General features: G+C 58.8%; 13 protein-coding genes and 1 tRNA gene. 10 read left to right on the top strand and 4 right to left on the bottom strand.

The annotated features are described in order from the left end of the window. The first annotated feature begins 2 nt into the window (after nucleotides 1–2). The 5 genes from Q1A43_RS01580 to nadC all read left to right on the top strand — a co-directional run bounded on the left by Q1A43_RS01580 (nucleotide 3) and on the right by nadC (nucleotide 5,703). Nucleotides 3–1,349: a TldD/PmbA family protein gene (locus Q1A43_RS01580; protein WP_299931913.1), complete on the top strand. Its 1,347-nt coding sequence runs from the start codon at nucleotides 3–5 to the stop codon at nucleotides 1,347–1,349. After that, the gene (locus tag Q1A43_RS01575) at nucleotides 1,336–2,109 is read left to right on the top strand and encodes a 3'(2'),5'-bisphosphate nucleotidase CysQ (protein ID WP_299931911.1); all 774 of its coding nucleotides are present in this window, start codon (nucleotides 1,336–1,338) and stop codon (nucleotides 2,107–2,109) included. The genes Q1A43_RS01580 and Q1A43_RS01575 overlap by 14 nt, the downstream gene beginning before the upstream one ends. Before the next feature lie 126 nt (nucleotides 2,110–2,235). Beyond that, nucleotides 2,236–3,285 (top strand): quinolinate synthase NadA, encoded by a 1,050-nt coding sequence (nadA, locus tag Q1A43_RS01570; protein WP_299931909.1) that lies wholly within the window; start codon nucleotides 2,236–2,238, stop codon nucleotides 3,283–3,285. A 7-nt stretch (nucleotides 3,286–3,292) separates the two neighbouring features. Then, nucleotides 3,293–4,858, top strand: coding sequence for an L-aspartate oxidase (locus Q1A43_RS01565; protein ID WP_299931907.1), 1,566 nt, complete (start codon nucleotides 3,293–3,295; stop codon nucleotides 4,856–4,858). After that, nucleotides 4,855–5,703, top strand: coding sequence for a carboxylating nicotinate-nucleotide diphosphorylase (gene nadC / locus Q1A43_RS01560; RefSeq protein ID WP_299931905.1), 849 nt, complete (start codon nucleotides 4,855–4,857; stop codon nucleotides 5,701–5,703). Before Q1A43_RS01565 ends, nadC begins: the two co-directional genes overlap by 4 nt. 2 nt (nucleotides 5,704–5,705) lie before the next feature. On the opposite strand, the gene Q1A43_RS01555 is transcribed toward nadC, so the two are convergent. Then, a complete protein-coding gene (locus Q1A43_RS01555; RefSeq protein WP_299931903.1) occupies nucleotides 5,706–6,461 on the bottom strand; it encodes a hypothetical protein in 756 nt (251 codons plus the stop codon). 207 nt (nucleotides 6,462–6,668) lie between these two features. Here Q1A43_RS01555 and Q1A43_RS01550 point away from each other — a divergent pair, with 207 nt between their 5' ends. Genes Q1A43_RS01550 through lpxK form a run of 3 tightly spaced genes read left to right on the top strand, consistent with a single transcriptional unit; the run spans nucleotide 6,669 to nucleotide 9,108 of the window. Next, nucleotides 6,669–6,908 carry a DUF4170 domain-containing protein gene (locus tag Q1A43_RS01550; protein WP_099243209.1) on the top strand — a complete coding sequence of 80 codons (240 nt, stop codon included), beginning with the start codon at nucleotides 6,669–6,671 and terminating at the stop codon, nucleotides 6,906–6,908. A gap of 5 nt (nucleotides 6,909–6,913) precedes the next feature. Beyond that, the gene (locus tag Q1A43_RS01545; protein ID WP_299931901.1) at nucleotides 6,914–8,116 is read left to right on the top strand and encodes a glycosyltransferase N-terminal domain-containing protein; all 1,203 of its coding nucleotides are present in this window, start codon (nucleotides 6,914–6,916) and stop codon (nucleotides 8,114–8,116) included. Next, entirely contained in the window at nucleotides 8,116–9,108 is a 993-nt protein-coding gene (gene lpxK, locus Q1A43_RS01540) for a tetraacyldisaccharide 4'-kinase (protein ID WP_299931899.1), read from the top strand. Before Q1A43_RS01545 ends, lpxK begins: the two co-directional genes overlap by 1 nt. A 4-nt stretch (nucleotides 9,109–9,112) precedes the next feature. On the opposite strand, the gene Q1A43_RS01535 is transcribed toward lpxK, so the two are convergent. Then, on the bottom strand, nucleotides 9,113–9,967 hold the full coding sequence (locus Q1A43_RS01535) for an N-formylglutamate amidohydrolase (RefSeq protein WP_299931897.1): 855 nt from the start codon (nucleotides 9,965–9,967) through the stop codon (nucleotides 9,113–9,115). 149 nt (nucleotides 9,968–10,116) lie between these two features. Between Q1A43_RS01535 and Q1A43_RS01530 the strand changes: the two genes are divergently transcribed. Together Q1A43_RS01530 and ykgO are read left to right on the top strand one after the other, a co-directional pair. Then, nucleotides 10,117–10,191: transfer RNA gene (locus tag Q1A43_RS01530), tRNA-Val, on the top strand. After that, complete coding sequence (gene ykgO / locus Q1A43_RS22465) at nucleotides 10,191–10,403, top strand: type B 50S ribosomal protein L36 (RefSeq protein WP_366944220.1); 213 nt, start codon at nucleotides 10,191–10,193, stop codon at nucleotides 10,401–10,403. Before Q1A43_RS01530 ends, ykgO begins: the two co-directional genes overlap by 1 nt. Nucleotides 10,404–10,663: 260 nt before the next feature. On the opposite strand, the gene Q1A43_RS01525 is transcribed toward ykgO, so the two are convergent. Together Q1A43_RS01525 and Q1A43_RS01520 are read right to left on the bottom strand one after the other, a co-directional pair. Beyond that, nucleotides 10,664–11,719, bottom strand: coding sequence for a DUF418 domain-containing protein (locus Q1A43_RS01525; RefSeq protein ID WP_299931895.1), 1,056 nt, complete (start codon nucleotides 11,717–11,719; stop codon nucleotides 10,664–10,666). Between the two features lie 222 nt (nucleotides 11,720–11,941). Further along, entirely contained in the window at nucleotides 11,942–13,606 is a 1,665-nt protein-coding gene (locus Q1A43_RS01520; protein WP_299931893.1) for a peptidoglycan-binding protein, read from the bottom strand. Between the last annotated feature and the right edge of the window lie 25 nt (nucleotides 13,607–13,631).

The raw sequence follows: 13,631 nt of genomic DNA, 5'->3' as shown, positions 1-13,631 counted from the left end.
AGATGCCCGCCTCCCCTCTCGACCTCACTCAGGCTTTGCTGGGTGCCGCCAAGAAAGCCGGTGCAGATAGCGCCGATGCCATTGCCCTAAGTGGCACTTCGATTAGCATCGACGTGCGCGATGGCAAGCTGGAACAGGCGGAGCGTTCGGAAGGCCAAGACATCGGATTGCGGGTGTTTGTCGGTCAGCGTAGCGCGATCGTTTCGGCCTCGGATACCCGGCCTGAAACCTTGCAAACCATGGCGGAACGCGCCGTTGCCATGGCCCAAGAAGCCCCCGAAGACCCCCATGCCGGGATCGCCGACCCCTCGCAATTGGCCACGGATTGGGACATCGAGGTGCTAGAATTGCACGATCCAAGCGCCGAACCCGCGCCCGAGGCACTTCAGGATGATGCCCAGCGCGCCGAAGCCACCGCCGCGGCGCAAGCGGGGATCACCCAGGTGCAATCGGCCTCCGCCGGATATGGGTCAACCGATGTGGCAATTTCGGCGTCTAACGGGTTTTCAGGTGCCTATCGGCGCACATCCCGGTCGGTGTCCTGTGTTGCGATTGCGGGCGAAGGCCTTACGATGGAACGCGACTACGACGGCGATGGCCGGGTGTTTCAATCGGAATTGCGCAGCCCCGAAGAGATCGGGCTAACCGCCGCCACCCGGGCCTTGGCACGGATGAACCCGCAAAAGCCCAAAACCGGGGCCTATCCGGTGTTGTTTGACGAACGGATTTCGTCGTCTTTGATTGGCCACCTCATGGGGGCCGCCAACGGCAGCGCCATTGCGCGTGGATCGTCATGGTTGCTTGGACATGCGGAAACTCAGGTGCTCCCCAAGGGGATCGACCTTGTTGAAAACCCGCACCGGCCCCGCAAAACCGCGTCGCGCCCCTTTGATGCCGAAGGTCTGCCAACCCGAGTGCGCAAGATCGTTGACGATGGCACCTTGACCGGTTGGACGCTTGATTTGGCCAATGCGCGCAAGCTTGGCCTGAGCTCAACCGGGAATGCCGCGCGCAGCGTGTCGGGTGGGGTTTCACCGGCGTCTTGGAACCTTGAATTGACCCAAGGCAGCGCGACACAGGCCGAGTTGATGGCGCAAATGGGCACCGGCCTTTTGGTGACGTCGATGATCGGATCAACCATCAACCCCAACACCGGGGATTATTCGCGCGGGGCCGCAGGCATTTGGATCGAGAACGGCGAACCCGCCTATCCGGTGTCGGGTGTGACCATCGCGGGCAATCTGCGCGACATGTTGGGGTCGATTATCCCGGCCAATGACGCGCGCCCATGGCTCACCTATGTGGTGCCATCACTTTTGGTCGAAGGAATGACCCTTGCCGGCGAGTGACCTAACCTTATTGACCGAAACCGCCCGCGAGGCCGGGGAACTGGCCCGGAGTTTTGTCGGCGGTGAGTTGGACATTCAGCACAAAGAAGACAATGCCGGGCCGGTCACCGATGCCGATTTGGCGGTCAACCGCTTGCTTGAGGATCGTTTGCGCAACGCGCGCCCCGACTACGGTTGGCTCTCAGAAGAAAGCCCCGATGACAGCGCCCGACAGGCCAAAAAGCGGGTGATCATTGTTGATCCGATTGATGGCACCCGCTCGTTCATCGAAGGCGGACGCACATGGTCGCATTCGCTGGCAATTGTCGAGGAAGGCATCCCCGTGGCGGCCGTGGTCTATTTACCGATGCTTGAGCGGCTTTATAGTGCCTCTTTGGGTCAAGGCGCGCGGCTCAACAGCACCCCGATTGGGGTGAGCCGGACGCAGGCCCCTGATGGGTCAAACGTCTTGGCCACCAAGCCAAGCCTTGAGGCGCGGTTTTGGCCAAACGGCATTCCCGATCTGACCCGCCACCACCGCCCATCTTTGGCCTATCGGCTTAGCCTAGTGGCCGAGGGACGTTTTGATGCCATGTTTACCTTTCGACCAAGTTGGGAATGGGACATCGCCGCCGGGGCGCTTATTATGTCCGAAGCGGGCGCACGCGTCACAGACCGTCGCGGTGCGGCGTTGAAATTCAACAATCCAGTACCGCAAACCGACGGTGTTTTGGGCGCAAACCCCACATTACACGCGGCATTTCTTGACCGTTTGGTCTGAAAAACGCGGGTTTTTCACGGTTTTGCGTCATATCGCACCAAGTTTCCCCGCGACATGGCGCAGGGGGTGGGATTTCCTGTCATAACTCTGTAACAGATGCGCAATCCAACACTCGGAGACCAGCCGTTGCTAGATCTTACGCATGTTCGCACCACCCTTTCAGAGCATTATGACCTGACTCCGTCGCCCGAATTGGCGGCGTCGATGCAGGACATTTATGCACGTATGGACCGGGTTGTGGCCCCCCCCGACTGGGCCATCTATGCCCCCTATGTCAAAGCCATCAATGCGCTCAAGAAAGAGAGCAACGCGGTGATCTTGGGCCACAACTATATGACGCCCGAAATCTTTCACGGCGTGTCCGATTTTGTTGGCGACAGCCTGCAATTGGCAATGAAAGCCCAAGACGTCGAAGCCGATGTGATTGTGCAGGCCGGTGTGCATTTCATGGCCGAAACCTCCAAAATCCTCAGCCCGTCCAAAACCGTGCTCATGCCGGATATGCAGGCAGGTTGTTCGCTGGCCGAAAGCATCACGGCCGAAGGTATCGAAGAGATGCGCGCCAAATACCCCGGCGCGCCGGTGGTGTCCTATGTGAACACCACCGCCGAGGTTAAAGCCGCCTCTGACATCTGCTGCACAAGCTCAAACGCCGTGCAGATCGTCAACGCGATGGAAAGCGACACGGTTATCATGACGCCGGACCAATATCTGGCCCAGAACGTCGCAAACGAGAGTTTTAAGAACGTGGTGTATTGGCCGGGTTCTTGCATTGTGCATGAACAATACACCGCCAAAGACCTTCGGGATTTCCGCGAGTGGAACCCCGGCACGCGGCTGATTGCGCACCCAGAATGCCCACCCGATGTGGTGGCCGAGGCCGATTTCAGCGGCTCGACCAGCGGTATTTTGAAATACGTGCATGAGGAAAAGCCTGAAAAAGCCATGCTGATCACCGAATGTTCGATGGCGTCAAACATTGCCGATGAACTTCCTGAGGTGGATTTTGTCGGCCCTTGCAACATGTGCCCCTATATGAAGAAAATCACCTTGGAAAAGGTGCTTTGGGTGCTGCACACAATGGAAAATCAGGTCGAAGTCGACGCACAGGTGGCTGACAAAGCCCGGCTTAGCGTTCAGCGCATGATTGATTTGTCGCGCAAACTGGGCCTTTAAGCACGTCATGAAAACCATCTCGACCGACCGGATCGTCATCATTGGCGCAGGGCTTGGCGCGCTTTATGCGGCGCTGAAACTCGCCCCGCGCCCGGTGGTGATGATCTCGCCCGAGACGTTGGGCGAAGGCGCAAGCTCGGCCTGGGCGCAGGGCGGCGTGGCGGCGGCAATGGATGCCTCGGACAGCCCCGACAACCATGCGCGCGACACGGTTAACGCCGGGGCCGGAACGGTTGACCCTTTGGTGGCCGATCTGGTGACCCGCGAGGCCCGCGATTACATTCTGGATCTGACCACGCTTGGCACGCCCTTTGATCGCACCAAGGACGGCGGCTATGTTCTATCGCGCGAGGCGGCGCATAGTTTTGCCCGCGTGGTGCGGGTCAAAGGCGATCAGGCCGGGGCCGAAATCATGGCCGCTTTGATTGACCAAGTGCGTAAAACACCGTCTATCCAAGTGCTCGAAGGCACTATGGCGGTCGACCTTGAAACAGACGGCGACCGGGTCACCGGTGTGGCCATTCAAGACGCGTCATCGACGCGATCCAAACCTGTGATGCTTCGTGGTGCGGCGGTCTTGCTGGCCGGTGGTGGCTCGGGCGGATTGTTCGCGCTGACAACCAACCCACCGCGCATTCGCGGTCAGGTGATTGGCATGGCGGCCCGCGCCGGGGCGTTGATTTCGGACGCGGAATTTGTACAGTTCCACCCCACGGCGATGGATGTCGGCGAAGACCCGGCCCCCTTGGCGACCGAAGCCCTGCGCGGTGAAGGCGCGGTTTTGATCAACAAAAACGGCGAGCGGTTTATGCAAGCCCTGCATCCCGACGCCGAACTGGCCCCGCGCGACGTCGTCGCCCGTGGAATTTTTGCCCAAAGCCAGATGGGAAATCGCCCGATGCTCGACACCCGCGAGGTGCTTGGCGAAGCGATCAAAGACCAATTTCCAGCCGTGGCCGAGGCCTGCGCCCGCAATGGCATTGACCCGGCGATTGACCCGATCCCGGTGGCCGCCGCCGCGCATTACCACATGGGCGGCATTGCCACCGACATGCAGGGCCGCGCGACGTTGGACGGGCTTTGGGTCTGTGGCGAGGCGTCATCAACCGGGTTGCACGGCGCGAACCGTTTGGCGTCAAACGGGTTGCTTGAGGCCTTGGTTTACGCCCGCATTTGTGCCGAAGGCATCGCCGATACGGTGGCGAACACCTCGGCCGATCCGGTCTCGATCACCTTTGAAAAGGGCGGAATGGCCCCTAATCCCGAAGCCGTAGCCACATTGCGCGAGACCATGACCTCACATGTGGGCGTGGTGCGCAACGCGACCGGGCTTCGCGAGGCGCTACGTGTGATTGACAGGTTGGAAAACGCCCATGGCAACAGCCCGTCGTTCTTAAATATGTGCGCCACTGCCACCTTGATCGCCGCCGGTGCGCTAACCCGTGAAGAAAGCCGCGGCGCCCATGAGCGCGACGATTTCCCCGAGCCAAAACCGGGGCCGGGCCAACGATCACAGGTTTATCTATCTCAGGCACTCGCCCTTCGAGCGCAGGTATCAAAGGACATGACATGAGCTTTGCCACCGTTCCCGATCTGGTTCTAGAACCAATGATCCGCAATGCCCTTATGGAAGATCTCGGCAGCTATGGCGACGTGACCACCCGCGCCGTGATCCCGGCGGACACGCGTTATGATGCCCGTTTGAATGCCCGCGAAGACGGTGTTGTTTCGGGCATGCAAGTGGCGGCAATTGCCTTTCGGTTGGTTGATCCGGATTTGCAGATCGTCACCCATATTGGCGACGGTCAACCCTGCAAAAAGGGCGATACTTTGATGACGATCAAAGGCTCTGCCGCCTCGATCCTCTCGGGCGAACGGGTGGCGTTGAATTTTGCTGGGCGTCTGACCGGGATCGCCACCAAAACCGCCGGGTTTGTTGAACGGGCCACGGGCACCGACGCCCGCATCACCTGCACCCGCAAAACCACGCCGGGCCTGCGTTTGGTTGAAAAGCTGGCGGTGCTGCATGGTGGTGGGTTTAATCACCGCTATTCGCTCTCGGATGCGATTCTGATCAAGGACAACCACATTGCCGCCGCTGGGGGCGTGCGTGCGGTTCTTGAGGCCACCAAAGCCCATGCCAGCCACATGATGGCGGTGGAGATTGAGGTCGACACGTTGGAGCAACTGGCCGAGGTTCTTGAGGTTGGCGGCGCGTCGGTTGTGTTGTTGGACAACATGGATAACGACATGCTGCGCGAGGCTGTGGCCATGGTCGGTGGCCGCATGACGACCGAGGCAAGCGGCAATGTCACCCTTGATCGCATTGCCTCGATCGCTGCAACCGGCGTTGATTACATTTCATCTGGCGCGCTGACCCATTCCGCCCGAACCCTTGATCTGGGCTTGGATTTCTAAGCCTACCCGCCGGGCGCAATCACGCTAATCACAGTATAGGGCAATGGTGCCGCCACGCTTGGAGCCACCGTTGGCAAGGCACGTCCGCGCGGTGCCAAAACCAAAGCCTCGGGGGCGATGGTGCTGCGCTCGGCCTGAATCTGATCAACAATCTCACGATGTTCGGGGCTTAGGTGTTGATCCTCACAAACCCCTTTCTTTTGCCAAAGCGCATGGGTCACCGCCCCGGCGGTGAAAGACGGCACAACCCGCTTGGACACATCATCAGAGCCATGTTCCAGCGCCAGCGTCTCAATGGTTTCCGCCATCAAATAGGCACTTTCGACAAAGGTCATGTTGCGGATGTTGCGCATTTCCTCGGTGATCAAATCATCCGGCACGCTGCCTTCGTCGTTTAGGCATTTGCGCGCCACAAAGGCCCAATCGTGGATGACATAGGCCGGACCATAGGCCCATGCGTTGAACCCCGGAAGGTTTTGCGCCCCGCGTGGAACCGAGCCGCCATCGGTATAAAACGCCTCTGGCGTGATGACTTCGGTGCCCGGCGATGGGTTGGCTTTGGGGTTGCGGACAAAGCTTAGTTCGGCGCCCGGAATGGGCACATAGATGAAACTCCCGTCGCCATAGCCGCTATTGGCACCCGATCCGACCCAGACAACCACCGCCTGCCCCTCAAATTCACCGGGGGCAACTTTGGTTTGATCCACATGGCCACAGGCGCAAAGCAACGCCGGCAAAGCCCAGATAGGCAGTCTCATCAAAAAGTCCTCATGCAAATACGTCCCGCAAATATTTACTGACCTTAAGGCAGAATCGGGCATTCCCCTAGAGGTGGCGCTCGTGAGTAACGCACCCGCCTTCGGCTTGACCCTGACGGTGCATCCTCTAGGCTTGCTGCAACCGCGAACACCCGCACAGACTCCGGCCCGAAACCGGAACCGACCCAACAGCCCGGAAGGATTTCCATGCAACGGCTCCACCTTGTTTTTGGCGGCGAATTGACCGACCCGTCGACCACCGTTTTCCGCAACATCGACGAGATCGACATTGTCGGCATTTTCCCAAATTATGAAGCGGCCTTTAACGCCTGGAAAGCCGCCGCTCAGCGCACGGTCGACAATGCCCATATGCGTTATTTCATTGCACATCTGCACCGCCTGCGGGACGAAGAACAATCTGCATCCTCCACTGAGGAACTGGGTTAAGCCCTGTGTCGCGCCGCGCGTTATCGCTTGCCGCCTATTTGGCCTATGCGCGCGGCGGCGCAACACCCAAAACCGCCCCCCTGCCCGGCCGTCCCGACGGTCCGGTTGTTTGGGCCTATGCCGAGACCCACGAACAGGGCCGCGCGCTGGCAAGCCTTTGCGCGCGCTTGCGTGGATTAAGACCTGAGATCACGGTTTTAGTGTCCGGTCGGATGCCCGAGCGCGCCGATTTGGTACCGGTTCCGCTCCCTGCTGAGACGGTTCCGGAATGCGACGCCTTTGCCAAACGGCTGCGGCCTGATGTGGTGCTTTGGGCCGGACGAACGCTTAGGCCTGCTTTGTTAGACGCCTTGGAACAACATAACGCGCATCTCATTGCGCTCGATGCTCAGGATCGGTTGTGGCAAACCCCTGCCCCACGTTGGATGCCCGACCCAAGCCCAGCCACCTTGGCCCTATTTGATAGTTTTTACACCGTGAACTCCGACGCAAATCGACGCTTGCGCCGTCTTGGTATTGATCGTTCTCAGCTGCGCAAAAAGGGGCCGTTGATCGACAATGATCCGCCCCCCACTTGTGATGACCAACAGCACGAAAAATTGGCAGGCCTGTTGTCTGGGCGTCCCGTCTGGCTCGCGGCTCACCTAAACGGGGACGAGGCGAGCGATGTTTTGCGCGCCCACCGCATCTCATCCCGCCTTGCACATCGGTTGTTGCTCATTCTCGTGCCCGCCAATGAAGGCGACGCCCCGCGGATGATCACCGAGGCCGAAGCCCTGCAATTGCGGGTGTGTCAGTGGGATCAGGGCGAAACCCCAGATGAACATACACAGGTTTTGATAGCCGAAGGCCCTGAAGAGCTGGGCCTTTGGTATCGCCTCGCCCCCTTGGTATTTCTGGGCGGGTCCTTGGCCAATGGGCACGGCGGGCAAGACCCGTATTTGGCCGCCGCCTTGGGGGCTGCGATCTTGTATGGCCCCAATGTTGGCAAACATGTCGACGCCTATTCGCGTCTGGTTGATGCCGGCGCGGCGCGGATTGTGCGCGACGCCGATAGTCTTGCGGCGGCTGTGTCGCATCTGGTGGCCCCTGATCAAGCCGCCGTTATGGCCCATGCCGGTTGGGATCTGGTGTCATCTGGCGCGGCCCTTGTCGATGCCGTCTTGTCTGAGATATGCGCTCATCTTGATCACACAGGAGAGCACTGATGCGCCCGCCCCGTTTTTGGCTCACACCGCCCGACGCCCCGGCCTTGCGGGCGCGGCTTCTCGCTCCCTTGGCGGTCTTGACTGCGCGCGCCACGGCACGTCGCGTGGCCCAAGCCCCTGAGTTTCAGGCCGATATTCCGGTGATATGCGTCGGCAATATCAACGCGGGTGGCACCGGCAAAACCCCGACCGTCATTGCCTTGGTCCAACGGCTGATCGACCGAGGGCTTTCGGTGCATGTGGTCACGCGCGGCTATGGCGGATCGCTCAGCGGCCCGGTTGAAGTCGACCCACGCAGTCACACAGCCGAACAAACCGGCGATGAGCCGCTTTTGATCGCGGCCTTTACCCGGACATGGGTGGCCAAAGACCGCGCCGCCGGGGCCCGCGCCGCCCAAGACGCCGGAGCGCAGGTGATCGTATTGGATGACGGGTTGCAAAACCCTAGCGTGGCCAAGGATTTGACCGTGGTCACCGTGGATGCCGTGGTTGGCTTTGCCAATGGGCGGTGCTTGCCCGCCGGCCCCTTGCGCGAACCGATCAGCGCCGGATTGGCGCGCGCCGATTTTGTTTTGTCGATTGGACCGGATGCAGCCCAGTCCCGCTTTGCCAAGACTTGGGCACCCGCCCTCACCGTACCGCATCTGACCGGCAAGCTTGAACCATTGCAAACTGGGATGGATTGGACCGATCTGCCGACGCTGGCCTTTGCCGGGATCGGGCATCCGGAAAAATTCTTTGCGACATTACGCAGCCTTGGGGCGGATTTAAAACGCGCCGAAGCCCTGGCTGATCATCAACCGCTATCACCCGCGCTGCTGTCCCGGCTTGAAACCGAGGCCAAACTATTGGGCGCGCAGCTTATCACCACCGAAAAAGACGCGGTGCGATTGCCGCCAGACTTTCGCCCCAAGGTTTTGGTGGTTCCGGTGCGGTTGCAGATTGCCGATCCGGCCCCCTTGGATGAGGCGCTTGATCGGGTGTTGAACTAACGGGTTACTCCGCCGCCATTCGGCCCGCGTCACGCGGACCGATCGCCGCCAATTCAGCCACCACGCCCCGCAGAAGTTTGCGAAACTGGTGAAAATTTTTGTTGGGACGCACTGCGCGCTCATCCATGTAGACCGAGCGATCAATTTCAATCTGAATCGCATGTTGGTTTTGCGACGGGCGGCCATAATGCTGGGCAATATAGGCCCCGGCAAAGGGCGCATTGCGTGCCACCCGCAACCCCGTCCGCTCAAAAGCCGCCTCAACCTGATTAACGATGTCAGACGAGGCCGAGGCCCCGAACCGATCGCCGATCACGATTTCCGGTGACTGGCCTTTGCTGTTGCGCACCGCTTCGTGGGGCATGGAATGGCAATCAATGAGGATCGAACTGCCAAACTGTGTGCGCGATTGCGACAGCAGGTCCGCAAGCTTGGCATGATAGGGGTGCCAGATCCGGGTGATTCGGCGTTCGGCCTCGGACATCGGGAGTTTACCGCGATAAATCGCACGCCCATTGGACACAACGCGCGGCACAACCCCAAGACCCGAGGCAATGCGCGGATTATGGCTGCGCTTGCTCACCCCTTCGATCAGGGCCGGATCAAGCTCATCACAGGCGCGATTGAGATCGACATAGGCCCGTGGGGCACCGGCGCGCAAAAATGCCGCACCAAACTGGGGAACACAGTCAAAGAGCCTATCTACAAAGGCATCCTCGGAAGATCGTATGGTGTGATCGTCCAAAACCGTGCCCCGTAGGAACGACCACGGGTAATCACGGCCACTATGGGGCGAGGCAAATACAACGCATGAGGTAAAAGCGTCCGGTAAATGCAAGTGATATGAAGTGCTGGGCATCACGTCTTCCTTTGGAAACAACATAGCCTGAAAAAAACCTCTATCAAAAGCCCTTGATCCCAGTTCCGACTCCTTTTATAGACCCGGAACCGGCGCGGTGATCCGCGCCCCGTTTTATTTCGGGGCAACGAAATTCGCGAAGGCCATATGGGTGATTAGCTCAGCGGTAGAGCACTTCGTTGACATCGAAGGGGTCACTGGTTCGATCCCAGTATCGCCCACCATGGAATTCACCGCCTTTTGGTTCGTAGCGGACCACAAGGTTGCAGCAACACTGGCGCTCGCGCGCCGCGATAGAGGAGAGACCATCATGAAGGTCGCAAACTCGCTCCGTTCGCTCAAAAAGCGCCACCGCGACTGCCGCGTTGTGCGCCGTAAGGGCCGCGTATACGTCATCAATAAGACGCAGCGCCGGTTTAAAGCTCGCCAGGGTTAAGCCCCGGTCAGTTTGACGGACACCCCGATTTCGGGACAGTGATAAAACCGCAGGCTCGCGTCTGCGGTTTTTCTTTTGCATATTTGGATTGTTTGCGGTCGCACCCGCATGCTTAGGCACAAGGTTCTACCGCGGTCAGCAAATCTTTTTATGCTTTTAGGGGACGTTAAAGCCCAACACCTACCCTCGGCATTTTCAGACAACGTCCGGAGTGCGGACTTTGCTGCCGTTTTTTGGAGCAGCACGAACGGCTGCTTACTTCAGCCTGCGAGCTTCCGCATAAGCGCTTCTATTGGACCTCGCTTGAATGCCTTGGCCCAAAAGAACGCGTAGACTGTAGCTGCTGCACAAAACGCCACCGACGCCAAAACCGATTGGCTCAACGTTTGTTCTCCAAGCAACCCAATGGCTTCCAATGTCCCCATGCCAATCAGGATATGGGCGATGTAAAGCGTCAGGGTCTGTCGCCCGGCAGGTATCAGAACATCGAGGACACCCGCCTTCTTCAATGCGTTCTCAACAAGAAGACAGACGCCCACAATCGCACAAGAGGCTCCAACCCCCGCGAGAAAGTAAAGTGGCATCGGCGGGACCGGTTCGGTACTCACGAGGTCCACGAGTTCCATATCAACCGCAGCGGCAATACTCGTCAAATAGGCGCTCAAGGCTTGGGTCGCTGCAAGCGTCAGGAATCCCACTATGAGGAGCATCCATTGCATGCGGCGTTCTGAAAGAGCCTGACGGCTCAAGACCACGCCAAAAAGCAAAAAACCCAGCCACGGGATAACCGGGTGCCAGCCATTGAAAAACAGGTTCCGCACAAAGCCAGTTGGGGTCCAAAATCCAGCGTAGGTATAGTCATCCCAGTTCCAGCCAGCATCATAATCCAGAGTTAGGATCATTGCGACAAACGCGAGATTTAACCCAAGCATCACTACAATCAACCATCGGTTGGAAAGAGCCAAAAGCAACACACCAAACAGGAAATAGAATGCGTAGTAGTGCAGGATATCGGCCTCAAAAATCGTCATGTTCAGAAGGCCAAGAACCAACAAAAACGCGGCCCTCCTTATCGTGACACCGACCGTTTGGGTCAGCCTCTTGCGCGCCGCCAGGCCCAGCCCTATTCCTGCGAGCACAACGAATGTCGCTGCAGCGCGCCCTTCAAGTGAGGATGTCAGAAAGCCGAGCAAACCTTGCTCGCCCTCCGCGCCCATGGCGATCTTGAAATTGACGATAACCATGCCGACAAATGCGAGATAACGCGCTAGATCAAGCCCTTCGAGCCTGCTTCGACTGATTGGATTTTCGGTCACGCCCGCCACCTCATGCTATTGGGACTAACTAAGCGGCGGTAATCCAAAATGCGAGGGCATTCGGCTTCAAACCGACAAGGACCTGTCACCTATCCAGCCATTCGACGAGCCTGCAGCATCAGTGACTTTGGTCTCAAAGCGGGCCTTTGCAACACTGCAAAGGGCCTTCATTTCAAGCGAGTTGGACCATTTTGGGCGTCGCCAACAGGAATGTTTGGTATCTTACCTTCCAAGCAGTGTTCCGGCCAAAAGCTGAACCACTGTTTGCTCATCCAGAAATCCTGAGACCCGTAAACTATGCGCCTTTTGGTAACGGCGGATGGCATCGCGGGTGCGTTTGTCAAATTTCCCATCCACTGGGCCAGGGTTCATTTTGAGGTTAGCAAGCCGGGATTCTGCCAGTTTGCGCGCCACGGAATTCAGGCCAAGCGCCTGTTCTTCGGACAACGCCGCCTGTCGGTCGCGTTCAAGCTTGGCATTGCGCTGCAGCTCGCTAATCCGGGCCTTGGCCTCGGCGGCAAAGGCACCGCCGGGGCGATCTTTTAGATACCTATTAAGCGCCGCCACCGTGTCAGCCTCGCGTGCATCGTTCCACGCACGTTGATCCGCCGCCGCAGCGCCGCCGCCGCGTTGTTTTTCGATCACCCGCAAAAGCTTGCGCGCCTCGGCCGCATGCAGACCATCTGGGTATTTGGTTAGATATTGGCGGATCGAGACTTCGGTGCCTTGATCCATGACCTTGGACCATAGGGCATGGTCGGCCTTGTCTTGCGTGACGCGGCGCTTGATGGCCTCTGCCTCAAGCTCTTCGGCGCGTTTCCCCGCTGCTCCGGCCAAGCGTTCAATTTGCGGACGGGTGATATAGGTGCTTGGGGCCTCACCCACAGATTCCTGCCAACGGCCAATCGCCTTGCGCGATCCGGGGCCGAAAATCCCGTCGATGCCGCGCGGATTGAAATCAAGAATGGTCAGGTCCCGCTGAATCTTGCGCCGCTCATCACGGTTCAAACCAAGCGATTCTTCAGCGCGCCGTTGTTTGTAGAACGGTTCGGTTTCTATTGCCTTGAGCCGTTGTTTCGCCGCCGAGGCAAAGGCCCCTTCGGCAAAGCTATCGAGATAAGCCTGATAGCCCTTGGCATTGTCCAGACGCTGGGCGTTTTCCCAAGCGGCGACATCGGCATCCGGGTCAACCTTGGGTTTGGGCGGGGCAACGGGGGCTACGACCTCGGTCTCGCGCAGCAAGACAAGATCGCGCGGAATATAGCCCGAGACATCAAGCCCGTAATCATTGGCCGCCGTTAAGATCGGCGTATCGGCGTTGGTTAGCTCTTTGGAGGCAAAGCTGACAATATCAGAGGCCGACCCACGAATGGCAGTCACACCAGATGGCAGGTCAAGCCGCCCGGCCCCCGGCGTCAGATAGGAACCCAGATCGATATCAACTGGCGTTTCGCCAATCACCAAAAACCCACGTCCCGGATATTGCCCCAGAACCGTCAGCGCCGCGTCAATTGGAAAGGCCCGTGTCAAAACCTGAGCCGGTGTCGCACCGTCTTGGTCACCAACCGGCAGCAAATACGCCCCGGCAGCCCCATGCACAATCGCCCCCGCAAGCAGTATCACCACCGGGCTATCGGTTTCATCGAGCTCTTTCAGAAAATCGGCAAATCCGATCCGCATCTCATCAGATGACGCATCCTGCAGCTCGGTGACATCAAGCCCCTTGTTGCGAAGCGCCTCGGCGGCGACATCCATACGATCCGCGCCAAAGAGGGTTTGAATGGTGTCATATTGGCTATTGCCAATCACAAGGGCGTCGCCAGCCGCCTGCGCGACACCGGTCGTCGTCAATAAAGCAGTTAAAAATGGAATAAAGGAATTACGCATAACAGTCCTCCTGCCCCAAGCCTAA

The organism is uncultured Pelagimonas sp. (assembly GCF_947498515.1).
Classification (GTDB): domain Bacteria; phylum Pseudomonadota; class Alphaproteobacteria; order Rhodobacterales; family Rhodobacteraceae; genus Pelagimonas.
Note: the sequence above shows the minus strand (reverse complement) of the source record. Positions and strands in the feature narration are given on the sequence as shown.

What these genes read in the sequence shown, in the direction of transcription:
- Q1A43_RS01535 (WP_299931897.1), bottom strand. Translation starts at nt 9,967, where the DNA reads ATGCCCAGCACTTCATATCACTTGCATTTACCGGACGCTTTTACCTCA.
- Q1A43_RS01555 (WP_299931903.1), bottom strand. Translation starts at nt 6,461, where the DNA reads ATGAGACTGCCTATCTGGGCTTTGCCGGCGTTGCTTTGCGCCTGTGGC.
- ykgO (WP_366944220.1), top strand. Translation starts at nt 10,191, where the DNA reads ATGGAATTCACCGCCTTTTGGTTCGTAGCGGACCACAAGGTTGCAGCA.
- Q1A43_RS01580 (WP_299931913.1), top strand. Translation starts at nt 3, where the DNA reads ATGCCCGCCTCCCCTCTCGACCTCACTCAGGCTTTGCTGGGTGCCGCC.
- Q1A43_RS01550 (WP_099243209.1), top strand. Translation starts at nt 6,669, where the DNA reads ATGCAACGGCTCCACCTTGTTTTTGGCGGCGAATTGACCGACCCGTCG.
- nadC (WP_299931905.1), top strand. Translation starts at nt 4,855, where the DNA reads ATGAGCTTTGCCACCGTTCCCGATCTGGTTCTAGAACCAATGATCCGC.
- lpxK (WP_299931899.1), top strand. Translation starts at nt 8,116, where the DNA reads ATGCGCCCGCCCCGTTTTTGGCTCACACCGCCCGACGCCCCGGCCTTG.
- Q1A43_RS01520 (WP_299931893.1), bottom strand. Translation starts at nt 13,606, where the DNA reads ATGCGTAATTCCTTTATTCCATTTTTAACTGCTTTATTGACGACGACC.
- Q1A43_RS01565 (WP_299931907.1), top strand. Translation starts at nt 3,293, where the DNA reads ATGAAAACCATCTCGACCGACCGGATCGTCATCATTGGCGCAGGGCTT.